20 protein-coding genes are annotated in these 24,634 nt (G+C 70.2%); 16 read left to right on the top strand and 4 right to left on the bottom strand.

Annotated elements, in window-relative coordinates; translation table 11 throughout:
• Positions 1-2 precede the first annotated feature (2 nt).
• On the bottom strand, positions 3-776 hold the full coding sequence (gene map / locus MO1_RS06245; protein WP_060915540.1) for a type I methionyl aminopeptidase: 774 nt from the start codon (positions 774-776) through the stop codon (positions 3-5).
• Positions 777-873: 97 nt separating this feature from the next.
• Here map and pnuC point away from each other — a divergent pair, with 97 nt between their 5' ends.
• Genes pnuC through MO1_RS06285 form a run of 8 tightly spaced genes read left to right on the top strand, consistent with a single transcriptional unit; the run spans position 874 to position 10,396 of the window.
• Complete coding sequence (gene pnuC / locus MO1_RS06250; RefSeq protein WP_060915541.1) at positions 874-1,479, top strand: nicotinamide riboside transporter PnuC; 606 nt, start codon at positions 874-876, stop codon at positions 1,477-1,479.
• Positions 1,472-2,554 carry an AAA family ATPase gene (locus tag MO1_RS06255; protein ID WP_060915542.1) on the top strand — a complete coding sequence of 361 codons (1,083 nt, stop codon included), beginning with the start codon at positions 1,472-1,474 and terminating at the stop codon, positions 2,552-2,554. The genes pnuC and MO1_RS06255 overlap by 8 nt, the downstream gene beginning before the upstream one ends.
• A gap of 9 nt (positions 2,555-2,563) precedes the next feature.
• Positions 2,564-4,135 (top strand): AAA family ATPase, encoded by a 1,572-nt coding sequence (locus MO1_RS06260; RefSeq protein ID WP_060915543.1) that lies wholly within the window; start codon positions 2,564-2,566, stop codon positions 4,133-4,135.
• Entirely contained in the window at positions 4,132-4,770 is a 639-nt protein-coding gene (locus tag MO1_RS06265; RefSeq protein ID WP_060915623.1) for a hypothetical protein, read from the top strand. Before MO1_RS06260 ends, MO1_RS06265 begins: the two co-directional genes overlap by 4 nt.
• A complete protein-coding gene (locus MO1_RS06270) occupies positions 4,767-6,608 on the top strand; it encodes a vWA domain-containing protein (protein WP_060915544.1) in 1,842 nt (613 codons plus the stop codon). The genes MO1_RS06265 and MO1_RS06270 overlap by 4 nt, the downstream gene beginning before the upstream one ends.
• Positions 6,601-7,212, top strand: a complete 612-nt coding sequence (locus MO1_RS06275; RefSeq protein ID WP_036310062.1) for a hypothetical protein — start codon at positions 6,601-6,603, stop codon at positions 7,210-7,212. The genes MO1_RS06270 and MO1_RS06275 overlap by 8 nt, the downstream gene beginning before the upstream one ends.
• Positions 7,205-8,554 (top strand): phenylacetate--CoA ligase family protein, encoded by a 1,350-nt coding sequence (locus tag MO1_RS06280; protein ID WP_060915545.1) that lies wholly within the window; start codon positions 7,205-7,207, stop codon positions 8,552-8,554. Before MO1_RS06275 ends, MO1_RS06280 begins: the two co-directional genes overlap by 8 nt.
• A 42-nt stretch (positions 8,555-8,596) precedes the next feature.
• Positions 8,597-10,396, top strand: coding sequence for a DEAD/DEAH box helicase (locus tag MO1_RS06285; RefSeq protein ID WP_036310058.1), 1,800 nt, complete (start codon positions 8,597-8,599; stop codon positions 10,394-10,396).
• Positions 10,397-10,665: 269 nt separating this feature from the next.
• Here MO1_RS06285 and MO1_RS06290 read toward each other — a convergent pair whose 3' ends face one another.
• On the bottom strand, positions 10,666-12,477 hold the full coding sequence (locus MO1_RS06290; protein WP_174520554.1) for a glycoside hydrolase family 2 protein: 1,812 nt from the start codon (positions 12,475-12,477) through the stop codon (positions 10,666-10,668).
• Positions 12,478-12,527: 50 nt separating this feature from the next.
• Positions 12,528-13,547, bottom strand: coding sequence for a LacI family DNA-binding transcriptional regulator (locus tag MO1_RS06295; protein WP_076708962.1), 1,020 nt, complete (start codon positions 13,545-13,547; stop codon positions 12,528-12,530).
• A 161-nt stretch (positions 13,548-13,708) separates the two neighbouring features.
• On the opposite strand from MO1_RS06295, the gene MO1_RS06300 reads away from it, so the two are divergent.
• From MO1_RS06300 to MO1_RS06315, 4 genes are read left to right on the top strand one after another with little or no spacing between them, the layout of a single operon-like run.
• Entirely contained in the window at positions 13,709-15,010 is a 1,302-nt protein-coding gene (locus tag MO1_RS06300) for an ABC transporter substrate-binding protein (RefSeq protein ID WP_036310056.1), read from the top strand.
• The gene (locus MO1_RS06305) at positions 15,000-15,977 is read left to right on the top strand and encodes a carbohydrate ABC transporter permease (protein ID WP_036310055.1); all 978 of its coding nucleotides are present in this window, start codon (positions 15,000-15,002) and stop codon (positions 15,975-15,977) included. The genes MO1_RS06300 and MO1_RS06305 overlap by 11 nt, the downstream gene beginning before the upstream one ends.
• On the top strand, positions 15,974-16,855 hold the full coding sequence (locus MO1_RS06310) for a carbohydrate ABC transporter permease (protein ID WP_036310053.1): 882 nt from the start codon (positions 15,974-15,976) through the stop codon (positions 16,853-16,855). The genes MO1_RS06305 and MO1_RS06310 overlap by 4 nt, the downstream gene beginning before the upstream one ends.
• A gap of 11 nt (positions 16,856-16,866) precedes the next feature.
• Positions 16,867-17,829: a glycoside hydrolase family 43 protein gene (locus MO1_RS06315; RefSeq protein ID WP_255209234.1), complete on the top strand. Its 963-nt coding sequence runs from the start codon at positions 16,867-16,869 to the stop codon at positions 17,827-17,829.
• Positions 17,830-17,933: 104 nt separating this feature from the next.
• Here the strand turns inward: MO1_RS06315 and MO1_RS06320 are convergent, their stop codons facing one another.
• Complete coding sequence (locus MO1_RS06320; RefSeq protein ID WP_060915547.1) at positions 17,934-19,463, bottom strand: PucR family transcriptional regulator; 1,530 nt, start codon at positions 19,461-19,463, stop codon at positions 17,934-17,936.
• 96 nt (positions 19,464-19,559) lie between these two features.
• Between MO1_RS06320 and gabT the strand changes: the two genes are divergently transcribed.
• Genes gabT through MO1_RS06340 form a run of 4 tightly spaced genes read left to right on the top strand, consistent with a single transcriptional unit; the run spans position 19,560 to position 24,634 of the window.
• Positions 19,560-20,918, top strand: coding sequence for a 4-aminobutyrate--2-oxoglutarate transaminase (gene gabT / locus MO1_RS06325; RefSeq protein WP_174520555.1), 1,359 nt, complete (start codon positions 19,560-19,562; stop codon positions 20,916-20,918).
• Between the two features lie 2 nt (positions 20,919-20,920).
• Complete coding sequence (locus tag MO1_RS06330) at positions 20,921-22,402, top strand: amino acid permease (RefSeq protein WP_036310048.1); 1,482 nt, start codon at positions 20,921-20,923, stop codon at positions 22,400-22,402.
• Complete coding sequence (locus MO1_RS06335) at positions 22,395-23,753, top strand: flavin monoamine oxidase family protein (protein WP_036310046.1); 1,359 nt, start codon at positions 22,395-22,397, stop codon at positions 23,751-23,753. The genes MO1_RS06330 and MO1_RS06335 overlap by 8 nt, the downstream gene beginning before the upstream one ends.
• A complete protein-coding gene (locus MO1_RS06340) occupies positions 23,750-24,634 on the top strand; it encodes a universal stress protein (RefSeq protein ID WP_060915548.1) in 885 nt (294 codons plus the stop codon). Before MO1_RS06335 ends, MO1_RS06340 begins: the two co-directional genes overlap by 4 nt.

Consider the following 24,634-nt stretch of genomic DNA (forward strand, 5'->3'; position numbering starts at 1 on the left):
GCTCAGCGCGTGGGTCGCGTGAGGATCTCGTTGCCGGACTCGAGGATCGCCACGGTGTGCTCGGTGTGCGCCGTGCGGCATCCCGTCGCGCTCCGGAGCGTCCAGCCGTCGTCGTCGACCTTGAGCTCGTCGGTGTCGACCATGACCCAGGGCTCGATGGCGAGCATGAGTCCGGGGCGCAGGCGGTAGCCGCGGCCGCCGCGGCCGATGTTCGACACATGGGGGTCCTGGTGCATCGTCGTGCCGATGCCGTGCCCGCCGAACTCGGTGTTGACGGGGTAGCCCGCCCCCGTGAGGACGTCGCCGATGGCAGCGGAGATGTCGCCGATACGGGCACCGGGCTGGGCGGCCTCGATGCCGGCGGCGAGGGCTTCCTGGGTCGCCGTGATGAGCGGGTCGTTCTCGGCGTGCGCGCCACCGCCCACCGTGAAGCTGATCGCGGCGTCGGCGGCGACGCCGCTCGTCTTGATCGCGAGGTCGAGGGTCAGGAGGTCGCCCGCCACGACACGCTGGTCGCGGGGTCGGCCGTGCAGCACGGCGTCGTTGACGGCGGTGCAGATGTAGTGACCGAACGGTCCGCGGCCGAAGGACGGCGCGTAGTCGACGTAGCAGGATTCGGCGCCCGCGCCGAGGATCATGTCCTTCGCCCACGCGTCGATCTCGAGGAGGTTCGTCCCCGGCTTCACCCGCTCCTTGATGCCGTGCAGGATGTCGCCCACGAGGCCGCCCGTCACGCGGGCGCGGTCGATCTGGTCAGGGGTGAGGATCTCGATCACGAGGCAGTCCGTTCGGTCGGCAGGCGCAACGGACAATCATACGTCCGCAGGCGATCGCGTGGTCGGGGCCGCCCCGTGACGCACCTAGGCTCGTCGTGTGCTCGAGTGGATCCTGGCTGAGTGGATGCAGATCGTCGGATTCGCGACGGGAGCCGCCTGCGTGCTCCTCGCCGCTCGCCGGAACATCTGGACGTATCCGCTCGGCATCGCCAACAACATCGTCTTCCTCGTCGTCTTCGTGCCAGCGGGGCTGTACGCCGCGGCGGCGCTGCAGGTCGTCTACCTCGTGCTGGGCGTCCACGGCTGGGTCCGCTGGGCCCGCGGCGTCGAGCAGGACAAGGGCTACATCGCCCGGACGCCGCGCCGCGTCATCCCGTGGCTCGTGCTCACCGGGATCGGCGGCACGGCCGTGCTCGCGTGGTTCCTCGCGACGTTCACCGACTCGCAGGTGGCGTTGGCGGATGCCGCGACCACCGCGGCGAGCCTCGTCGCCCAGTACATGCTCAACCGCAAGTGGATCGAGAACTGGTTCGTCTGGATCGGGGTCGACATCGCGTTCGTGGCGCTCTCGATCGTGACGGGCCTGTGGATCGTCGCGGCGCTCTACGTCCTGTTCATCGGGCTCTGCGTCGGCGGGTACATCGGCTGGCGGCGCGTCGAGCGGACGTCGGCTCCTGACGAGGTTGCGGCCACGCGTGTCTGACACGCGGTTCCGGCACGGCGTCGTGGTGGGAAAGTTCTACCCCCTCCACGCCGGTCACGCCCACCTCATCCGCTCCGCCGTCCGGCAGTGCGAGCGGGTGACCGTCGAGGTGATCGCCGCCTCGGTCGAATCGATCCCGCTCGCGGAGAGGGCCGCGTGGATCCGTGAGGAGCACCCGACGGCGCGGGTCGTCGACCTGCTCGACGACACCCCCGTGGACTTCGCATCCGAGACCGCGTGGGACGCGCACACCGCGACCATCGCCGGGCTCCTCGACGCACCCGCGGACGCGGTCTTCACCTCGGACCCCTACGGCCAGGAACTCGCTCGTCGCCTCGGTGCGACGTGGGTGCAGGTCGACCCGGGTCGGCGGCACAACCCCGTCTCCGGGACGGCGATCCGCGCCGACGTCGCCGCGCACTGGCACGAGCTCGCCCCCGCCGCGCGCGCCTCGCTCGCGGCGCGCGTCGTCGTGCTCGGCGCCGAGTCCACGGGGTCCACGACCCTGGCTGCGGCGCTCGCCGCCGAGCTGGGCACGATGTGGGTGCCGGAGTACGGGCGCGAGTACTCCGAGATCCGCGTCGGCGGCCTCGACGCCCCGTGGCGCAGCGACGAGTTCGATCTGGTCGTCGACCGGCAGATCGCGATGGAGGATGCCGCCCTCCGCCGCGTCCCGACGCCGGTGCTCGTCTGCGACACCGACGTGCTCGCCACCGCGCTGTGGCACGAGCGATACGTGGGGTCTCCGGCCCCCGGCATCCGTCGTCGGGCGGACGGCCACCGGCCGGCGCTGTACGTGCTGACCGGCGACGAGATCCCGTTCGTACAGGACGGCATGCGCGACGGCGAGCACATCCGCCACGCGATGCAGCGCCGCTTCCGCGAGGTGCTCGCCGAGCAGCCGGTGCCGTGGCTGGAAGTGCGCGGCTCGGTCGCCGAGCGGGTCGCCGCGGCGCTTCCCGCCGTCCGCGACGCGACGGCGCGCGCGACGTCGTTCGCGGCTCCGCTCGAAGGGCGTCCGCTCGCCGAGCAGGAGGCCCTGCGCGGTGGCCGGGGCGGCGACGCACCCCGTTAGGCTGGCGCGATGGCGGACCGCTGGCACAAGCTCTCGGAATCACCCACGACGAGCGCAGCGGATGCCGGTGTCGCACCGCTCACCGCGGATGACCTCTTCCGCGCCCCCGGTCGTGCCGAGGCTCCCGCGCTGGACGAGAAGGCCCGTCGGGCGTACTACTGGATCGTCAACCGCGCGGTCATCTCGCCGTACTACGACATCGAGTTCTCCGACGGCGACCCGCTGACCTTCGGGGTGGGGGATGCCGGGGCGGAGATCACCCTCCCCACGCAGCCGTCGTTCTCCTCGAACATCCTGCTTCCGCTCCTGACGTTCGTCGTCGGCGGCAAGTGCCTGCTCATCGGCGGTCCTGGTCGCGGCAAGACGACCGTCGCGGTCCTCATGGGGGTGCTCGCCGGTTCCCCCGCGCACGACGTCCGCCGCGGCGTGCAGCAGGGTCAGCCGCAGCTCACGATCAGCGACCTCGTCGGCATCCCGCTGCCCCGTGACCTCGTGCAGGCGGAGTCGCTGGCCGAGATCGGGATCGCATGGCGGGACTGGCTCACCCGGCCGGTGAAGATCGTCGACGAGTACAACCGCATCCCCACGAAGACGCAGTCCGCGCTCCTGACGATGGTCGCCGAGGGGTACGTCGAAAGCCACGACCAGATGCGTCGGACCGCCCCCGCGTCAGGCGTGGAGAGCTGGTTCTTCACTGCGAACGACGACGCGGGCGGCGGCACGTTCCCCGTCATCCAGGCGCTTCGCGATCGCATGGACGTGACCGTTCCTGCCGCGGGGTTCAACAGCCGGTTCTTCGATGAGCTCGTCGCCCGCGTCGAGGCAGGGGACAAGCCCGAGGAGCACGTTCCGGAGGAACTCATCTTCGACGGCGACGAGCAGACGCGGATGCGGGCTGCGGTCAGAGCCGTGCCTGTTCCGGATGCCGTGCGTCGCCGCCTCGAGTTCTTCTTCAGTCACTTCGAGTTCGTCCAGGGCGGCGGGCGCCGGTTCGAGTACCGGACGAAGGACACCGTGACGACGGCGGGCGGACGCGTACCCGAGGTCATCGAGTCCAACTCCGGAGCCGACCTCACCGCCGACCTCGGCGCCCAGACGACGAACGGTCTGTCGGTGCGGGCGCTGCAGACGCTCATCCTCTACGCCAAGGCGATGGCGTGGTTCCGTGGCCGGGCGGCGGTCGAGATCGCCGACGTCGCCGCGATCCTGCCGTTCGTCCTCCGCGGCAAGCTGCTGCCCAATCCGACGCATCCGCGGTTCGACGTGGGAGCCGAGCGGGAGCTCGCGACCGACGTGTCCAGCTGGCTCAGCGACATGTTCGCCGAATCCTGCCGCCAGTTCGAGGCCCTCGGCCGGGGCCAGGAGGACCCGGTCCACGCGATGCTCGCCGACCTCGACCGCGGTCTCGACGGTGTCAGTGCCGTCGACGCCTCACGCCGCCTCACCGAGGTCGAGGCGCGGATCCGCGCGATCGCGGCGACGGGCAAGCTCTACGGGCGCGACTTCGATGACCTCGTGACGCTCAAATACCTCCACCAGCGCTACACCGCCTACGTGCGGTGGGCGGAGCGACGCGCGTGATCACACGACCCGGGCACCTCGCCGCTGCGCCGGCCGCGCCCGCGTCGCCGCCGCGCGTCGAGGGAATGGATCTCGACCTCGCCGGCCGCAACGTCGCCGCGGCGGGCGGCGACCCACGCGTGTTCGCGGCGTCGTTCGCCGCGGGAGTCGCGGAGGCTCCCGAGGCGGACGCCGTCGCCCTCGCCGGCATCGCCGCGTGGCGGGCGGGTGCCCTCGCCTTCCGCGACGACGCCCTCCGTCGCCTCGACGGCCTGTCGCAGACGCATCCGGATGCCGCTGCCGCCGCGCTCGGGCTGGATCGAGCGGACCTCGACGCGTTCCTCGAGGCGCAGCGCGGGGATCGGTTCTGGTGGCCGGGGCGGGCGGCATCCCGCGGGTACGTCTGCGCCGTCGGCGGATTCGTCGGCCTCGGCGGCGTGTGGGTGGCGCCACCGGCGGAGTCGGTCGCGCTCGCCGATCCGGGGGCCTTCGGCATCCGGACGGGTGACGAGTGGTGGCGGCTCGACGCCGACGTGTGGGGGGCGCGGATCCGCCCGCTCGACGAGCCTCCCGAGGCGGGACCCGGGGGAGCGGCATCCGTCATCTGCTTCCCGGACTCCTACCTGGCGTGGGTCCACGTGAGGGATGCCGCGTGAGCGCTGTGGCGACGACGCCGCTCGAGGGTGAGACGCGGCACGCGTGGGAGAGCGCGCTCGAACTCTGGGGCGTGCACCTGCGCGACGTGCGCCTCGCTCCCGGCGAAGGGGCGGCGAAGGGCACCGCCGCCTGGTTCTCGTTCCCGCCATCGGTGACCGTCGACCCGCAGATGCTCCGCACCTGGGGCGTGGAGCGCGAGGCCGAGAGCATGTTCGCGCACGAGATCGGTCATCACGTCCTGGCACCGGCGACCCGGATCGATGCGCTGAAGATCCGGCATCAGCTCGCTCGCACGCTCGCCGCGGCCGGCGCGGACCCGGTTTCGAGCGACGACCTCGGTCTGCTGTCGAACCTCTGGACCGATCTGCTCGTCAACGCCCGCGTCGCTCTGCTGCAGCGGCGCCGGGGTGACGCGGAGCCGGTCGGGATCGTGCGTCTCGTGCAGGCGACGCTGCCTGCGCCCGAGAGCGCGGATCGCCTCTGGTGGGTGTACCTGCGCACCTTCGAACTGATCTGGGGTCTTCCCGCCGGACGCCTCTGCCCGACCAGTCCGCCCCCGCCTGCTCCGCCGGCGGCCCGCGGGGCCGAGTCGGAGCCACCGCTCGACAGCATCCCCGAGAAGCACCGCGAGAAGGAGCGGGCCTTGCGCGATGCGCGCCGGGAGCGCGAACGCATCGCCGCGGAACTCGCGGGCGTCATCACGACCCGACCAGAAGTGGATGCCGACCAGATCGCCGCGGTCGTGCGCGCGTTCGCGGGCGACCCGGTGCTCGGGGCACTGCGGTTCGGCGTGCTGACGGCCCCGTACCTCGTCGAGCGGCAACGATCCGCTCGCCCGCAGAGCGGCAACGGAGCGGGCTGCGCCGCCGACGACGCGCCCGCGAGCGCGGAGGAGCTCGGCCGCATCCTCTCTGACCGAAGGCTCCACGAAGTGGTCCCCGCGCATCCCAGCTCGAGCGGGCCCGGGGCGGCCGCACCCGCGACCGGCAGCGGCGAGGGTCGCGGCCAGGCTCTGGGGCTCGCCCACACGCTCGCTCTCTACGGCGCGAGCGACCCCGACGAGGTCATCGCCGCGTGGTACCGCGCCGAGGCGGCGCCCTGGGTGCGTCCGTTGACGCAGCTGATGCCCGCGGTCCCCGCGCCCGACCTGCCCGGCCCGCTGGAGCTGTGGGAGGCGGGCGACGACCTCGCCGACCTCGATTGGCCGGCGACCCTGCAGGCCGGTGCAACGGTTCTCCCCGGGGTCACGACGCGTCGACGCTCTTTTTTGCCTGACGAACCGATACCCCGCGAGGCCAGCATCACGCTCGACGTCTTCATCGACTCGTCCGGGTCGATGCCGCGCCCGGAGCGAGGGTCGTCCGCCGTGCTCGCCGGAATGATCGTGGCGCTGTCGGTGCTGCGAGGCGGTGGTCGAGTGCGGGTCACGAGCTTCTCGGGAGCGGGCCAGGTCGCCGGCTCCGAGGACTTCCAGCGCACCGTCCCCGGTGTCGTGCGCGATCTCGCCTGCTACTTCGGCGGCGGGACGACGTTCCCGCTCGACCTTCTCGAGCGGCGCTACGCCGACCTCCGCCCGCCGCTCCCCGACGAGCGACGGCACCTCCTCGTCCTGTCGGACGACGGCCTGGTGTCGATGTTCGGAGACGGCAACGATGCGTTCGCCGGTGTGGCGGCGCGGGTCCGTCCGCTGCTGACGACCGCGACGCTCCTGCTCTCGGTGCGCTCCGACCATGTCGACGCCCAGGCTGCCGCCGCGGGATACGACGTCCTGCACGTGAAGACGATGGATGAGGCGCCCGCCGCGTGCGCTCGACTGGCGGAGGTCCTGCATGGCTGAATCCGAAGCACTGCTGTCGGCGTGGTCGGCATCCGCTCCCCCCGAGGGTCACGCCTGGCAGGCGACCGTCCCCGGCCCGGCGCTCGCCGCCGTTGCGGCGCGGATGGCGAGCGTGCCGCGCTCGTTCCTCGATCCGCGCGTCTCCGTCGCCGCGCTCGCCGGCGACGTCGTCCGCCAGCGCCTCCTCTCTCTCGACCACGAGTCCGATGACAGGGTCCGGCGCGGTGCCGCCGTCGGCCTGTGGCTCGTGGCGAGCGAAGACCTCGTCGAGCCGTTCACCCCGTCGATCGCCGCAGCAGCGGGTGTCGGGCGCGCGATCGACGCCCTCGCGCTCCGGCTCGCGCCCGTCGTCGACCCGTGGGAGTGGCTGTCCGACGACGAGCGTCGGGAGGAGGCCGTCCGCACGTTCCTCCTCTGGGCGGGGATGCGGCCCGCCGAAGAGGACGTCGACACCGCCCGCAGCCTGCTCGACGCCCGTGACTCGCTCCGCCGAAACGCCGCGCTCGCGCAGGCCTACGCCGCGCACCGGCATCGCGACGAGATCGCCCGCCGCCTCGCCGAGGCCCGTGCGAAGGAGGCCGCGGCGAGGTATTCGAGTGAGTGACCCCGACGACGGCCTCACCCTCGCCGAGTACGCCCCGGGTTCGGCGGCGGTCCTGACGGACGCCGAGCGCTGGCCGACGATGGATGCCGCCGGTGCCGCGCGGCTCGACCGGTGGAGACGGCATCCTTTCGCTCCCGACTGGGTGCACGCGACCGGCGACCGGCTCACGGCTGAGATGGTCGAGCGCACGCGGATGCCGCTGTCGACGAACGGCTGGCTCGAGGAGCACCTCACGACCGCCCGGAACCTGCTCGCCTACCGGGGACGTGACGGCCTGGTGTCGCTCGCCGACTTCCCGCCGATCACGCGCCAGCACCTCGTCGACGATCTCGCGTCGTTCGTCCCGCTCGACGCGGACCTCGATCGGATGCTGCACGGCACGAGCTCCGGGTCGACGGGAGCGGCGCTCCTCATCCCCGACGATGTCGAAGAGGTCGCCCGCGGCTTCCACCTGATGGTGTCGCTCGTCCGGGCGCAGGGGATCGATTGGGTTCCCGACGGGGAGCGGTTCGCCGTGGCATCCGTCGTCTTCCAGCGTCAGGCGTTCACGTACGTCTCGCTCGTCAGCGGCTTCGCGCACCGCGCCATGGCACGGCTCAACCTCGACACGGGGGTGTGGCGGACGCCGTCGGACCGCACCGACTTTCTGCGGGATGCCGACCCCCAGGTCATCTCGGGGCACCCGACCAGCCTCGCCGAACTGCTGAGCCCCGACCTCCGCGGGGCGGTCCGTCCGCTCGCCCTCTTCTCCAGCGCGATGTCGCTGTCAGGGCCCCTCCGTGCCGACCTCGAGGACGCGTTCGGATGCCCCGTCTTCGACGTCTACGGTCTGCACGAAACGCGTCAGATCGCCGTCCGCACCGACGACGGCCCGTTCCGCGTGCTCGATCGGCGGGTGCACGTCGAGATCCTCGACTCTGCCGGGGAAGTGCTGCCGGAGGGCGAACGGGGCGAGATCACCGTGACGGCGGGAGAGAACCCGCTCCTCCCGCTCGTTCGATACCGAACGGGCGACGTCGGTCGTCTCGTGCGGCTCGCCGACGGCGGTATCGGGATCGCCGACCTCGAAGGCCGTGAGAACACGGTCTTCCTCGGCTCAGACGGGCGCCGAGTGCCGTGCGTCGATCTGACGCAGCAGTTGCAGACGCACGGCGCACGGGGGTGGAGCATCGTCCAGGCCGTGGACGGCAGCGTCGCCGCCGAGATCGTCGGTGGGGATGCCGGGGCAGTCGACCGCACCCTCCGCGCCCTCCTGAATCAGCCCGTCGCGGTGACGCGGCACGAGCGGCTCATCGACCTCGGCGAGGGCAAACCACGCCGCTATCGCAGCGCCGCCGGGTGAGCGGACCGGGTGCTTCCCAGCCCACTCCACTACGGTGGATAGGTGAGTGACCCCCAGACCCCTACTGAAACCGCAGAGACCCCCGCCCTTCCCGGCTTCGACGAGCTGGGCCTCACCGGTCCCGTGCTCGCCGCCATCAAGGACCTCGGCTACGAGACGCCCTCCGCGATCCAGGCCGCGACGATCCCCGTCCTCCTCGGCGGCCGCGATGTCGTCGGCATGGCGCAGACCGGTACCGGCAAGACCGCCGCCTTCGCCCTTCCCATCATGGAGAACCTGGACCTGAGCCAGAAGACTCCGCAGGCCCTCGTGCTCGCCCCCACCCGTGAGCTCGCGCTCCAGGTGTGCGAGGCGTTCGAGTCCTATGCCGCCCGCATGAAGGGCGTCCACGTCCTCCCCGTCTACGGAGGCCAGGGCTACGGCGTGCAGCTGTCGGCCCTTCGCCGCGGCGTGCACATCGTCGTCGGGACCCCCGGTCGCATCATGGACCACCTCGAGAAGGGCACCCTCGACCTCTCGCAGCTCAAGAACCTCGTCCTCGACGAGGCCGACGAGATGCTGAAGATGGGCTTCGCCGAGGACGTCGAGCAGATCCTCGCGAAGACGCCCGCCGAGAAGCAGGTCGCCCTGTTCTCCGCGACGATGCCGCCCTCGATCCGCCGCCTCGCGCAGCAGTACCTGCGCGACCCGGAGGAGATCACGGTCAAGACCAAGACCTCGACGAACACGAACATCACGCAGCGGTACCTGATCGTGTCGTACCAGCAGAAGGTCGACGCCCTCACCCGCATCCTCGAGGTCGAAGACTTCGACGGGATGATCATCTTCGTCCGCACGAAGAACGAGACAGAGACTCTCGCCGAGAAGCTCCGCGCCCGCGGGTTCAGCGCCGCGCCGATCAACGGCGATATCCCGCAGCCGCAGCGTGAGCGTTCGATCTCGCAGCTCAAGGACGGCAAGCTCGACATCCTCGTCGCGACTGACGTCGCCGCGCGCGGTCTCGACGTGGAGCGCATCAGCCACGTCGTGAACTTCGACATCCCGACCGACACCGAGTCGTACGTGCACCGCATCGGCCGCACCGGTCGTGCCGGCCGCAAGGGTGACGCGATCAGCTTCGTCACGCCGCGCGAGCGCTATCTGCTCGCGCACATCGAGCGCGCGACGCGTCAGGCTCCCACACAGATGCACCTGCCGACGACCGAGGACATCAACTCGACGCGCCTCGCTCGCTTCGACGACGCGATCACCGCGGCGCTCGCCGAAACCGACCGCATCTCGGGCTTCCGTGACGTGATCGCTCACTACGTGCGCAATCACGACGTGCCCGAGCAGGACGTCGCCGCAGCTCTCGCCGTCGTCGCGCAGGGCGAGACGCCGCTGCTTCTCGACCCGGCATCCGACCAGCTGGCCAAGACCCTGGCCGCCGACGCCGACCGTGGCAACCGCAGCAAGGACCGTCCGGCGCGCGAGCGCTCGGACGCTCCGCGCGAGCGTCGCGGCAAGGGTGACTTCACGACCTACCGCATCGCCGTGGGCCGTCGTCACCGGGTCGAGCCGCGTCAGATCGTCGGCGCGCTGGCGAACGAGGGCGGCCTCGGCCGCGATGACTTCGGTGCCATCACGATCCGGCCCGACTTCTCGCTCGTCGAGCTGCCGACGTCGATGGACTCCTCGGTCCTCGACCGTCTGAGCGGCACCCGCATCTCGGGTCAGCTGATCGAGATCCGTCCCGACCGTGGCCGTCCCGGTGGCGAGCGCCCGCAGCGCTCCTTCGACGACCGCCCGAAGCGTTCCTACGACGACCGTCCCGAGCGGAAGCCGCGCCACTCGCGCGACTGACCGCACGGCTCATATTGGGCCCTGAACGCGAGCCGGGCCGAGAGGCGGGATCCCCCGTTTCTCGGCCCGTTGCCGTTGGGGGCGGCGTGGTGTGCGGCCGAAGCCGCGGGCCGCGGCATCCGCTCGGCCGAAGCCGCGGGCCGCGGCACCCGCTCTGCTGTCGCGGCTCGCTGCTTGCGGATGCAAGGGATCGCGCGCGGCGCGCCGTGCGCCGGGCCGGGATCTCGGGGTGTCGGCCGAGATCCCTTGCATCCGCCACCGGCCCGTCGTCAGTTCGCGTGGTGTCCGACGATCGCCGCGCGGATGCGGTCGACCGGGATCTTCGGGGTCCGCTCGTCCGTGACGAGGCCGTTCGTCTCCTGCAGCGTGTCGGCCAGCTGCGTGTAGCAGAAGCCGGCGAGAGCCTCGCTAGCGTGGACGGCGGCCATCAGCCCCTCGAAGCGCTCCGCGAAGTCGTCGGGTGAGGTCGCGGAGGAATACCCCCACGCGCCGTCGGCCGCCGACGTGTCGAACGAGATGCCGCCGAACTCCGTGAGCATGACGGGCGCCTGCGAGACGTCGCCGCTGAGGATCAGTGCCCGACCGGCGGGGCCGACCGAGTCGATGAGACGGCGGATGTCGGCATCCGTCGCGTACCGCTGCCGGACGACGTCCGGACGCCACTCGTAGTCATGGATCGCGACGATGTCGGTGTCGACCTGCTCCCACCCGTCGTTCGAGACGACGGGTCGTGTGGGATCGAGGGCCTTCGTGAGCGAGACGAGCGAGCGGGCGAAGTGCTGCATGCGCGGGTCGGCAGCGATGTGCTGCACGCCCCAGCTCTCGTTGAGCGGTACCCACGTCACGATCGAGGGGTGCGACATGTCGCGGCGGACCACCTCGAGCCATTCCCGCGTCGTCCGCTCGATGGCGGTCGGGGTGAAGGTGTAGGTGCCGGGCGCCTCGCCCCAGACGAGCAGGCCGAGCTGATCGGCGGCCAGGAGGAAGCGCGGGTCCTCGAACTTCTGGTGAACGCGTGTCGCGTTGAAGCCGAGTGATCTGATCAGCTCGGCCTCGTCGCGGAGCGCTTCCGCGGACGGAGCCGCGAGGTGAGATTCGGGCCAGTAGCCCTGATTGAGGACGGACCGTACGTAGTACGGCCGGTCATTCAGCCAGAACCGTCCTCGGGCGACATGGGCGGTGCGGATGCCGAGGTACGAGTACACGACGTCGTCACCCACCCGCACCTCTGCGTCGAGCAGCCGCGGATTCTCCGGCGACCAGAGGAGTTCCTCGTAGGACTGACCGTTGCGGAGTTCGGCGATCGGGATGACGACGGTCGTCTCGCGGTCGGTGGCGACGGCGCTGACCGCCGCGAGCTCGCGACCGTCGAAGGACACGGAGATCGTCGCCTCCGTGCCGGTAGTCGGACGCACCGACAACTCGATGTCAGCGGTCACGATGCCGGCGCGGGGATCCGCGGTCCACCTGAGCGCGGTGATGTGGACGGCGGGGACGCTCTCGAGCCAGACCGGCTGCCAGATCCCCGTCGTGCGGTGGTACCAGATGGCGTGCGGGTGCTCCCGCCAGTCCTGTTTTCCGCGGGGCTGCGAGATGTCGAGCGGGTCGTCCTCCGCACGCACGACGATCCGAGCACCTTCGCGCGCCGAGCCGGTGATGTCCAACGCGAACGGTGTGTGGCCGCCCTCGTGCGATCCGGCGAGCTGCCCGTCGACCCACACGTCGCAGCGGTAGTCGACAGCGCCGAAGTTCAGCAGGAGGCGACGGCCCGCAGCGTGGCCGGCACCGGCGAGGTCCGCGGTGGTGAGGTCTCGCGAGTACCAGACGACGCGGTGCATCCCGGTGTCGCCGACGCCGGAGGCCGACGACTCAGGAGGGAAGGGGACGACGATGTCGCGTTCCGAGACACCGGCTGACGACCACCCTGAGGCGATGCCCTCGTCCGCATCGTCGTACGCGAACGACCAGGTGCCGCAGAGGTCCGTCCAGGCCGACCGGAGGAGTTGGGGCCGGGGGTAGGTGCCGTCTTGCGTGCTGGCGCGCACGGCGGTGTGGTCGTCGTCGATCATGGCGTCCAGCATGCCTCATGCCCTGCAGCGCTGTAAACCGGGAAAACCCGATCGAGCTGATCTCAGTCGTCCGTGGCGGCGGGGGCGCTTTCGCGAACGACGATCCGGTGCGGTGCGATCTCGTGTCGCCCGACCCCGTCGTACCCCGCGATCCGCTCGAGAAGCAGGCCCATGGCGCGCGTGAAGAGTGCGTCGACGTCGGGGCTGACGCTGGTCAGGCTGGGGAAGGTCACCGCGCTGAGCCTCGTGTCGTCCCATCCCGTGACGGCCACGTCCTCCGGGACCCGGATGCCTCGTTCGTGGAGTGCGCGCAGAGTGCCCATCGCCGCGAGGTCGTCGCGGCAGACGACGGCATCGACCTCCCACCCGTCCGCCAGGGCCTCGCGCACCGACGCTGCCGTGTCAGTGGCGTCGATCGAACTGGTCGCGACCAGCATCCTCGGGTCGGCGCGCAGACCCGCTGCAGCAAGTGCCTCCTGATAACCCAGGATGCGCTGACGCGAGGTCTCGCTCAGCGCCGTCGTCTCGTGCCCGACGAAACCGATCCTGCGCCGGCCGGAATCCAGCAGATGCGTGGTGATCTCGCGGGCCGCGGCCACGTTGTCGATCATGACGTGGTCCATCGTCAGCGGCGCAGGCATCTCGCCGAGCAGGACGATCGGGATCTGTGATCGATGCTGCGCGATCTCGGACGAGCTCATCTTGGAGGGCTGGAACAGCATCCCGTCGACCAGTCCCGCCTCGGAGCTGGCGATCAGCGCGCGCTCGCCCTCGAGTGTGTCGTCGGTCTCCTCGAGGAGTACTCGGTAATCGAAGTCCTGCGCACGACGCGACGCGACGTGCGCGAGCTCGCCGAAGTAGGGGATCGCCACGTCCGCGAACGCGACCGCGATGAAGCCGGTGCGGCCGGTCGCGAGGCGTCGTGCGACGACGTTGGGTCGGTAGCCGAGTTCGTCGATCGCGCGCTGGACGCGTTCACGCATTGCCGCGGAGACGTGCGGGTAGTCGCGGACGACGTTCGAGACGGTCTTCATCGACACGCCGGCCCGTTCGGCCACGTCCTGCAAGCGCGGTCCTCGCATGGGGCTCCCTTCGACGGCTCGCGGGCAACAGTACAGCGCCCGACCTCTGCATTCCGGCGCCTCGCTACGTACCCCGTTGACAGCAAATTTCTAGCGCTGTAAGTTCGCACCCACACAGCGCGCTCGGTGACGGGCGGAAGTACTCAAAGGAGAGCAATCACATGACTACGCGACTATCGCGCGGCATCGGTATCGGCGCGGCGGCAGCATTGGCTGTCACCCTGAGCGCCTGCGGCGCGTCAGGTTCCACCAGTGAAGGCGTATCGGGCGAGGACTACGACGGCCCCGCCGTCGAGGTGACGTTCTGGCACGGCTGGACCGGCGGCGCGGCGCCGACGATCGTTCCGAAACTCATCGACCAGTTCAACGCCGAGCACGACAACATCAAGGTCAAGAACGTCCCCCAGGAGTGGGCTGACATCGCCTCGAAGATGCCGCTCGCGGTCAAGGCCGGCAAGGGGCCCGACGTCGCAGTGCTCCACGGTGACGACCTCGCCACCTACGCCGCGCAGAACCTGCTCCAGCCCGCAGACGAGATCATCGACGGCCTCGGTTACGGCGAGGGCGACTTCCCGCCCGATGTCTTCGAGATGGGCGACTTCCGCGACGCGCAGTACGCGGTGCCGTGGAGCGTCACGCCGCTCGGCCTCTTCGCGAACAAGGGCGTCATGGCGAAGGCCGGACTCACCGAGATCCCCACCGACCGCGAGGGCTACCTCGCCGCACTCGAGGCGCTCAAGGGCGCCGGTGTGCAGGGGGAGTGGGTCGACGGATACGTCTTCACGGGGACGTTCGAGTTCCAAAGCCTGCTCTGGCAGTTCGGTGGCGACTTGTACAACGACGACGTCACCGAGGCGACGTTCAACTCGGATGCCGGGGTCGAGGCGCTCACCTGGATGACCGACATGGTGGACAAGGGCTACAGCCCGAAGAACGTCGCGCAGGACGGCAACATCAAGGCGCTCCTCGCCGGCGACACAGCGTTCAACTGGAACGGCGTCTGGCAGACGACCAACACCGCCTTCGGCGATCTCGACTGGGCCGCAGCTCCCGTGCCCCAGATCGGCGACGAGAAGGCCGTCTGGTCGAGCTCGACGCACTGGGTCTTCCCCGCGAACAAGGGACAGAACGCGGATGAGACGTCCGCCGCTGCCACCTTCGTCAAGTGGATGAACGACAACTCCGCCGGCTGGGCCGAGACGGGCGAGCTCCCCGCGGCGAACACCGTCCGCGAGGACCCGGCGATCCTGGAGAAGTACCCCAACCTCGAGCCGTTCATGGAGCAGCTGGACTACGCGCACTACGAGACCGTTTCGCCCGGCATCAACGAAGCGAACGCCCTCATCACGACGGCGATCAACGAGGCGCTGACCGGCAAGAAGACGCCGCAGGCAGCCCTCGACGACGCCAAGGCGAAGGCAGACGCGATCATCACGCAGAACCAGCAGAAGTATGGCGATTGATCTCGCCGCCACGACGGCCGTCCCGGCCGACCGCATCGTCGGTCGGCCGGGCGGCCGTGCCCGGCGTCCCGCGCGCCGGCAGCGGACCCTCATCGCCTACCTGTTCCTCGCGCCGTTCCTGGCCCTGTTCGTCACGTTCGTCATCGTGCCGGCCGTGTTCGGCGTGTGGATCAGCCTCACCAACTGGTCGCCGTTCCGTGACAGCCAGGACTTCGTCGGTCTGAAGAACTACCTCGACCTGTTCACGGCGGGATCGACGACGTCGGCCGACTTCTGGAATGCGATGCGGGCGACGGGGCTGTTCGTGCTCCTCAGTGTCCCGTTCCTGGTGGTCGTGCCCCTCTTGATCGCCGTCCTGCTGAACCGCAAGCTCCGCGGCGCGACGTTCTTCCGCACCGTCTTCTTCGCTCCCTACGTCCTCGGCGTCGCGATCGTCGGGGTCATCTGGAGCTACGTCTTCGACACGCAGTCCGGCATCCTGAATCATCTGCTCGGGCTCTTCGGACTTCCGAGCGATACTCCCTGGGTCGTCGACACCCCGTGGGTGTGGGTCTCGCTCGTCGGCGTCACCGTCTGGTGGACCGCCGGGCTCAACACGGTGATCTTCCTGGCCGGCCTCAAGGGCATCAACACCGACCTGTACGAGGCGGCCGCCCTCGACGGCGCGGGAGCGGCACGGACGTTCTTCAGCGTCACGCTGCCGGGACTGCGTCCGGTGATGATCTTCATCACGACGACGACCATCCTCGCGTCGGCGAACATGTTCGGGCAGTCGTTCCTGCTCACCAACGGGGGCCCGGGCAACGAGACGCGCACCGCCATCATGTACATCGCCGATCAGGGCCTGTCGCAGAACAACATGGCGCCCGCCTCCGCGATGAGTTACGTCCTCTTCGCCTTCCTCGCGATCATCAGCGTCGTCAACTTCCGGCTGCAGCGCGAGCGCAGCGAGAAAGCCGTCTCATGACCGACACCGCCGTCCGCCCCGACCACACGGCCACCCCTCCGGCACGCCGTCGTTCTCCGCGCCGAGCGGGAGACATCACCGCCTATGCCGTCCTCGGTGCGCTCACCCTCGTCGTGATCTTCCCACTCATCTGGATGCTCCTCACGTCGGTGAAGACCGACGCGGATGCCGTGCGGAACCCTTACGGGCTTCCCGATCCGCCGTCGCTGGAGGCCTACGGCACGCTGCTGCTCAGCGGCCAGCAGCCGATCTTCCTCTGGCTGTGGAACAGCTTCGCGGCGGCGACGCTGCAGACGGTGCTGATCCTGGTCACCGCATCGATGGCCGCCTATGCGCTCGCTCGTCTGGAGTTCGCGGGCAGGAACATCGTCTTCGGCTTGATCATCGCGACACTGCTCGTGCCGCCGGTGGTGTTCTTGATCCCGAATTACCTGCTTGTCGAGAACTTCGGTTGGCTGGACACGATTCTCGCGATCACCGTGCCCGGGGCGGCCAGCGCGTTCGGGGTCTTCTTCCTGCGGCAGTTCTTCCTCGGCATCCCGCCGGAGATCGAAGAAGCGGCCCGGATCGACGGCGCAGGCGACTTCCGCATTTTCTTCCAGGTCGCCCTTCCGTTGGCACGGCCCGCGCTCGCGACCCTCGCCGTGCTGTCCTTCCTCGGGAACTGGAACGATTTCCTCTGGCCCGTGTACGTCCTCCTCTCCCCGGAGAACATGACGCTGCAGCCGGGTCTCGCGATGCTCCAGGGGGCCTTCCGCACCCACTTCGGCATCGTCATGGCGGGAGCCGCGATCGCCTCCATCCCCGTCCTCATCCTCTTCGCGTTCGCGCAACGGCAGATCGTGGACTCGGTGGCCGGAGCGGCGGTCAAGGGATGAGGCGCGCGCCGGTGACCGTCGTCACCGCCCTTGTCGCTGCACTCGCGTTGAGCGGATGCGGCGGGGGAGAGGTCGCGCCGTCGCCGTCCTCGGAGGGCCCGGCATCCGCGTCGGGTTTCGTCCTCGACGAGGACTTTCCCGACCCCGACATCGTGTCGACGGATGCCGGCTACACGGCCTTCGCGACCGGTAGCCACGGCCTGAACATCCGTGTCGCCACCTCGCCGGACCTCGCGAACTGGACGGTAGACAGGCGTGACGCCCTCCCTACCCTGCCCGCGTGGGCGTCACCGGGTCGCACGTGGGCGCCGGAGGTGGCGCCCCTGGGCGAAGGGTTCGTGATGTATGTGACGGCGGAACACACGGCATCCGGCCGACAGTGCATCGGAGTCGCGACGTCGGCGTCGCTCGACGATCCGTTCACCCCCGCATCGGACGAACCGCTCGTCTGTCCCGTCGACGCGGGCGGTGCCATCGATGCGGCGACCTTCGACGACGAGGACGGCGGGCGCTACCTGCTGTGGAAGACCGATGGAAACTGCTGCGCCCTGGACACCCGTCTCATGATCGCGCCACTGTCGGGGGACGGGCTGTCACTGCAGAGTGAGCCCGTCGAGTTGCTCACGCAGGACCAACCCTGGGAGGGCGCACTCGTCGAAGCGCCGACCCTCGTCGCCCGGGATGGCGGGTACGCACTCCTCTATTCAGCGAACGACTACGGCGGGGACTCCTACGCCGTCGGCGTGGCGTGGGCTCGGACGCTCACGGGTCCGTACACGAAGCAGAGCGAGCCGGTCCTCTCGACCACGGGGAGCGATGGGGCCTTCCGCGGTCCCGGTGGTCAGGATGTCGTCGCGACACCGAACGGCGACGTACTCGTGTTCCACGGGTGGGACGAGCAGTACATCTACCGCGGACTCCACACGGCGCCGATCGACCTCGAGCCGGGCCGCGCGACGGTGGACCTGGGCTGACCGCGCCGCGCGCGGATGCAAGGGATCCTGCGCAACGCACCCGGGATGCCGCGGCCGGAGCGGCGTGTCCGCCCGGATCCCTTGCATCCGTGAACTCGCCCGGCTCACTCGAGGTGGAACGCGGCCCACAGCTCGGCGCGCGCGGAGAACGAGCCGAGGTCCGTGCCGAGCGCTTTCTCCGCCGCGGCGAGGCGCGTCCGCACGGTGTGGCGGTGCACGCCGAGCGCGGCGGCGGCGCGCTCGTTCGAGCCGTCGGACTCGAGCCATGCGCGGAGCGTCTCCTCGAGGCGCCCGCCCGTCTCCCGGTCGTGCGCGCGAAGCGGGGCGAGGTGTGCGGCGGCGACCATCGCGGCCTCCCCGGAGGACAAGGCCGACAGGATGCCGCCGGTCTGCACCTCCGCGAAGCGCGAGAGCCCCGGGGCCGTCGCGCGGTCGCGTGCCGCGCGGGCCTGTCCGAGCGCGCGGGCGACGTCGGCGTAGCCGGCCGGCTCCGAGACTCCGAGCCGGAGCGAGAAACGGACGGGGATCTCGTCCAGCGTCGACGCAGCGGATGCCGGGACCACGATCACGACATCGTTGTCGAGCGTGCCGTACACGAGGGCGCCGTGGCGCTCGTCGGCGCGGAGCTCGAGAACGTCGAGAAGCGCGCCCGTACGCGGGCCGCGGGCATCCGCCACCGCGACGACGATCGGCGCGGGCGGCAACGGACCCCACACGTCGCGCGAGATCTGCCGGGCCAGCGACGGGTCGCCGGTGAGGAGCGAGCGGACCATGCCCGAGCGGAGCGCCGTGCGGGCGCGCGAGAGTCGCTGGTGCTGCTCCAGCGCAAGACCCGCCATTGCGATGACGGCGGTCACGACGTCGCGGCCGGCCTGGTCGAGCTCGCCGGCAGCGATGGCGACGACACCCCGGAGGTCGCCGCCGCGGCCGAGGGTCTGCAATGTGAAGGCGTCGGTGTCGGAGCGGAGCGACGATCCCGCGCGGGCGCCCCTGCGGAGCACAGCCTCGACCTCGGCGCGGAGGACGACGGTGGCGCCCGCCGACAGGGTGCCGGCGGGATGCTCGCGGACGAGCTCTCCCGCCGCGTCGTACATCCCCACCCAGGTGTCGAGCTGGCGGGCGAGCTCGGCGATCGTGGCATCCAGCCCGTCGGGGCGGAGGGCCGCGAGCGCGATCGCGCGCTGGGCCGACAGCGCCCAGCTGCGTCGCGCATAGGCCTGTGCGGCGACGGCCTCTGCGTTGGCGCGGGCGACGGCGATGAACGGGGTGCTGTACGGCACCTCGAACAGCGGCAGATGCGCGCGGCGGCAGGCGGCGACGAGCTCTGGCGGGATGCCGTCGCGCACCACCTCGGTACCGAAGCCCAGCGCGGCGACCCCGCGGTCGACGAGCCGCTTCACGTAGGCGTCGAAGGGGTACCGCGTTCCCGCCGGGAACTGCGTCCCGGTCGTGAGGAGCACGAGGTCGTCGGCGAGGAACGGCGTCGGATCGTCGAGCTCGGAGCTGTGCACCCAGCGAGTGGCGCGGTCGAGTGCGCCCGGCGGCAGCTCGGCTTCGTCGCCGGCGAGGCGCAGCTGCAGTTCGCGTCGGCTGAGCAGAGCCCGCAGGGTGGGGTCGGCATCCCGTGCGACCACGTCGCTCCCTCCCGAATGTACACGCCGTACAGTCCTCCGCTGAGAATAGACGTCTTGGCGAGTGACCGCACGCCCCCGCGCCTCTACGCTCGCGGCATGAGCACCTCGATCGCACCCGTGACCACGCCCCTCGGTGGACCGTCCCTTCCGCAGGAACGCCGCCTCGAGACTGCGATCCCCGGACCGCGCTCGCAGGAACTGCTCGCTCGCAAGGCGGAGGCCGTCGCGGCAGGCGTCGGTCACACCGTGCCGATCGCCGCGGTCGCAGCCGGGGGCGGAGTCGTGGTGGATGCCGACGGCAACTCGCTCATCGACCTCGGGTCCGGCATCGCCGTCACGACGGTGGGCAACGCTCACCCGAAGGTCGTCGAGGCGATCGCCGCGCAGGCCGCTCAGCTCACCCACACCTGCTTCATGATCTCGCCGTACGAGTCGTACGTCGAGGTGGCCGAGACGCTCAACCGGCTCACCCCCGGCGACCACGCCAAGAAGAGCGCCCTGTTCAACTCGGGCGCCGAAGCCGTCGAGAACGCCGTCAAGATCGCCCGCAAGTTCACGGGCAAGCAGGCCGTCGTCGCCTTCGACCACGCCTACCACGGCCGCACCAACCTCACGATGGCCCTCACGGCCAAGTCGATGCCCTATAAGAGTGGTTTCGGACCCTTCGCGGCCGAGGTCTACCGCGTGCCCGCGTCGTACCCGTTCCGCGATGGCCTCTCCGGTCAGGATGCCGCGGCCCGCGCCATCTCGATGATCGAGAAGCAGGTCGGTGCCGACAACCTGGCCGCCGTCATCATCGAACCCATCCAGGGCGAGGGCGGCTTCGTCGTCCCCGCCGACGGCTTCCTCCCGGCAGTCGTCGAGTGGTGCCGCGCCAACGACGTCGTCTTCATCGCCGACGAGGTGCAGTCCGGGTTCGCCCGCACCGGCGCGATGTTCGCGAGCGAGCACTTCGGGATCGTCCCCGACCTGATCACCACGGCCAAGGGCATCGCGGGGGGCATGCCCTTGGCCGCGGTCACGGGACGCGCCGACATCATGGACGCGACCCACACCGGTGGCCTCGGCGGCACGTACGGCGGCAACCCCGTCGCCTGCGCTGCAGCGCTCGCGGCGATGGACGCGTTCGAGAACGACGGCCTCATCGAGCGGGCTCAGGAGATCGAGACCCTACTGACGGGGCGACTGCGGGAAATCGCGGCATCCGACCCCCGCATCGGCGAGGTGCGCGGTCGCGGCGCCATGATCGCCGCCGAATTCGTCGATCCGGAGACGGGAGCTCCCGATGCGGCGCTCACCGGTGCGGTCGCGAAGGCGTGCATCGCGGCGGGCGTCATCGTCCTCACGTGCGGCACCTACGGCAACGTCATCCGCTTCCTGCCCCCGCTGTCGATCGGAGACGACCTGCTGGCGGAAGGCCTCGACGTGCTCGCAGAGGCACTGGGGACGGTCTGAGCATGGCGGGTGCGGACAACTGGTCGAATCCCGTCTCGCCCGAAACCTCGGCGGGGCTCGGGGCGGTCACGAAGGCGCGCTCGAACAAGCTCCGTTCACGCCATGTGACGATGATCACGCTCGGCGGGATCATCGGCGCCAGTCTGTTCGTCGGCTCCGGCAACGTCATCCGGACGGTCGGCCCGGCCGCAGTCCTGTCCTACCTCGTCGGCGGTCTCCTCGTCTTCTTCGCCATGCGCATGCTCGGCGAGATGGCGGCCTCCCGTCCCGCGATCGGCTCCTTCATGGAGTACGCCCGGGTCGGGCTCGGCGACTGGGCGGCCTACCTCGTGGGCTGGCTGTACTGGTACTTCTGGGTCGGCGTGCTCGCCTACGAGGCGGTCCTCGGCGGCGAGACCATGCAGACCTGGTTCCCCGCCGTGCCGTCGTGGGCATGGTCCCTCATCCTCATCGCGATCTTCGTCGGCACGAATCTGATCTCGGTCCGTACCTTCGGTGAGGTCGAGTTCTGGCTCGCGAGCATCAAGGTGCTCGCCATCGTCGTGTTCCTCGGTGCCGGCGTCCTCTTCGCCCTCGGCCTCTGGCCGAACGCGACGTTCGCCGTCCCCAACCTCTGGGAGCACGGCGGCTTCGCCCCCAACGGGATCGGTGTCGCCTTCACGGGCGTCGCGCTCGTGATCTTCTCCTACTTCGGAACAGAGATCGCCGTCATGGCAGCGGCCGAGTCGGTCGATCCGGCGAAAGGCATCCGCCAGGCCACCAGCACGATCATCTGGCGCATCCTGCTCTTCTTCGTCGGCTCGGTCCTCGTCATCGTGACAGTCGTTCCCTGGGACGAGCTGCCGGTGCCGACCGACGTCGCGAATGCGCCGTTCACGATCGCTCTGGCAAAGTTCGGCATCCCCGGAGCCGATGTCATCATGCAGCTGGTGATCTTCACCGCCGTGCTCTCCGTGCTCAACTCCGGCCTGTATTCGGCATCGCGAATGTTCGCGGCACTGGCAGACAAGGGCTTCGCGCCGAAGGCCGTGACCGCGCGGTCGAAGACCGGGGTTCCCGTGGTCGCGCTTCTCGCCTCGACGATCGGCGGGCTCGTCGCGACGCTCGTCAACTTCCTCGCGCCGGCGTCGGGCATCTTCGACTTCATCATGAATTCGGCCGGCCTCGTCGCCCTCTTCGTCTACGTCTTCATCGCCCTCACGCAGATGCGACTGCGGCAGAAGATGACGCCCGAGGAGGTGTCGAGGCTGAAGCTCAAGGTGTGGTTCCACCCGTGGCTCAACATCCTCCTCATCGCGGCGATCGCCGCCGTGGTGGTCGTGATGCTGACCTCGGAGTCGGGACGCTCGCAGGTGTGGACGAGCCTCATCGCCACCGCCGTCCTCCTCGTGTTCTGGCCGCTTGTGCGGCGCAACCTCCGCCGTCGGCCCGACCACGCGTCCGCCGACCGGCATCCCTCCAATGAAGGAGCAGTAAATGACTGAGATCACCCGTGACGTCGTCATCGTCGGAGCCGGCGCGGCCGGACTCACCGCCGCGAACGAATTGCGCAAGGCCGGTCTCTCCGTCGCCGTCCTCGAAGCCCGCGAGCGCGTCGGCGGAAGGCTCTGGACCGACGTGATCGACGGCGCGATGCTCGAACTGGGCGGGCAGTGGGTCTCGCCCGACCAGGACGCGCTCATCGACACCGTCGCCGAACTCGGCCTCGAGACCTTCAGCCGGTACCGCGAGGGCGACAGCGTCTACGTCGGACCCGACGGCGCCGTCTCGCGCTTCACGGGCGAGATGTTCCCCGTCCGCCCCGAGACCGAGCGGGTGATCGACGAGATCACCCACCGCCTCGATGCGATGGTCGCCGAGATCGACCCCGATCGTCCCTACGCTCACCCGAAGGCCGAGGAGTGGGACACCGTCACGTGGGACGCGTGGCTCCGCCAGCAGACCGAGGACGACGAGGCTGTCCGCAACCTCGCCTTCGCAACCGGTTCCGCGATGCTCACGAAGCCGACCCACGCGTTCTCGCTGCTGCAGTCGCTGCTGATGGCCGCGAGCGCCGGAAGCTACTCGAACCTCGTCGACGCCGACTTCATCCTCGACAAGCGCGTCGTCGGCGGACTCCAGCAGGTGCCCGTCCTCCTCGCCGAGCGCCTCGGCGACGACGTCTTCCTGAACCGTCCGGTGCAGACCCTCGAATGGTCGGATGCCGGTGTCACGGCGCACGCGGAGGGGTTGACCGTCCGCGCCCGGAGCGCCATCCTCGCCGTCGCCCCTGTGCTGTACAACCGGATCTCGTTCGTCCCACCGATGCCCCGCCTGCAGCATCAGATGCACCAGCACATCTCGATGGGCTTCGTCATCAAGGTGCACGCGGTCTACGAGACGCCGTTCTGGCGCGACAACGGACTCTCGGGCACCGCATTCAGCCCCTATGAGATCTGCCATGAGGCGTACGACAACACGAACCACGACGACCCGCGCGGCACGCTCGTCGGCTTCGTCGCGGGGCAGAACGCCGACGACATGTTCCGACTCAGCGAAGCGGAGCGCAAGGACGCCATCCTCGAGTCGCTGTCGCACTACTACGGCCCCGAGGCGAAGGACACGGTCGTCTACTACGAGAGCGACTGGGGCACCGAGGAGTGGACGCGCGGCGCCTACGCCGCGAGCTTCGACATGGGCGGCCTCCACCGTTACGGGGCGGACCTCCGCACCCCCGTCGGTCCGATCCACTTCGCGTGCAGCGACATCGCCGGCGCCGGCTACCAGCACGTCGACGGTGCGATCCGGATGGGTCGCCTCGCGGCACGCAACATCCTGGAAGACGGTCGGGTATGAGCGGGCGCATCGTCGTCGGCTACACGGCGACGAAGTCGGGCCGCGACGCGGTGGCGGTCGCCGCCGGGCTGGCCGCGGCATCCGGAGCCGAACTCGACATCGTCCTCGTGCTCCCGGCCGAGGGGCGGAGCGTCATCACCCCGCCCGACGCGTCGTACGACCGGTACTTGCTCGGCCAGGCGGAGACCTGGCTCGCCGAGGCCGCTGCCGATGTGCAGGCGGGCGTCGTCCACCGTGAGCACGCCCGGTACGCCGAGTCGTTCGCCGAGGGCCTCGTCGACGCCGCCGACGAGTTCGCTGCCTCGCACCTCGTCGTGGGCGCCGCCGACGGGGGCGCCCGCGGACGGCACCGCCTCGGATCGACGACGAGCCAGCTGCTGCACTCGTCCGACGTCCCCGTGATCCTCGTTCCGCGTGGTGCCCGCAAGCGGGTGACGGATGCCGGGGTCCCGCGCCTCACGGTTGCCGTCGGGACGCGTGCCGGAGCTGACGTGCTCCTCGACGAGGCCGCCGCGCTCGCCGCGGCGACCGGCGCCTCGCTGCGCCTGGTCTCGCTCGTGACGGTGGACCTTCCCGCCTCCGTCGACACGGGGGTCATCCGCCTGGCCGGAGCCGCCCACGCCGACAAGGTGCTCACCGACGTTCTCGCGGCCATCCCCGACGGGGTCCGCGCCGAGATCGTGACCGCGAAGGGCGACAGCATCGAGGATGCCGTCGCGAACCTCGACTGGCTGCCGGGCGAGCTGATCCTCGTCGGGTCGAGCCGCCTCGCGCAGCCGCGACGCCTCTTCCTCGGTTCCGTCGCTGCGAAGCTCCTCAGCGAGATCCCGGTGCCGATGGTCGTCGTGCCCCGCACCCGCACCCCCGAACAGTCCCGCTGA

Origin of the sequence: Microbacterium oleivorans NBRC 103075 (genome assembly GCF_001552475.1) — a bacterium.
Taxonomy (GTDB): domain Bacteria; phylum Actinomycetota; class Actinomycetes; order Actinomycetales; family Microbacteriaceae; genus Microbacterium; species Microbacterium oleivorans.

Bases quoted from the DNA above. Each gene is read 5' to 3' on its own strand.
- MO1_RS06335 (WP_036310046.1), top strand. From the start codon at position 22,395: ATGACTGAGATCACCCGTGACGTCGTCATCGTCGGAGCCGGCGCGGCC.
- MO1_RS06305 (WP_036310055.1), top strand. From the start codon at position 15,000: ATGGCGATTGATCTCGCCGCCACGACGGCCGTCCCGGCCGACCGCATC.
- gabT (WP_174520555.1), top strand. From the start codon at position 19,560: ATGAGCACCTCGATCGCACCCGTGACCACGCCCCTCGGTGGACCGTCC.
- MO1_RS06275 (WP_036310062.1), top strand. From the start codon at position 6,601: ATGGCTGAATCCGAAGCACTGCTGTCGGCGTGGTCGGCATCCGCTCCC.
- MO1_RS06290 (WP_174520554.1), bottom strand. From the start codon at position 12,477: ATGCTGGACGCCATGATCGACGACGACCACACCGCCGTGCGCGCCAGC.
- MO1_RS06260 (WP_060915543.1), top strand. From the start codon at position 2,564: ATGGCGGACCGCTGGCACAAGCTCTCGGAATCACCCACGACGAGCGCA.
- MO1_RS06330 (WP_036310048.1), top strand. From the start codon at position 20,921: ATGGCGGGTGCGGACAACTGGTCGAATCCCGTCTCGCCCGAAACCTCG.
- MO1_RS06310 (WP_036310053.1), top strand. From the start codon at position 15,974: ATGACCGACACCGCCGTCCGCCCCGACCACACGGCCACCCCTCCGGCA.
- MO1_RS06300 (WP_036310056.1), top strand. From the start codon at position 13,709: ATGACTACGCGACTATCGCGCGGCATCGGTATCGGCGCGGCGGCAGCA.
- MO1_RS06340 (WP_060915548.1), top strand. From the start codon at position 23,750: ATGAGCGGGCGCATCGTCGTCGGCTACACGGCGACGAAGTCGGGCCGC.
- MO1_RS06295 (WP_076708962.1), bottom strand. From the start codon at position 13,547: ATGCGAGGACCGCGCTTGCAGGACGTGGCCGAACGGGCCGGCGTGTCG.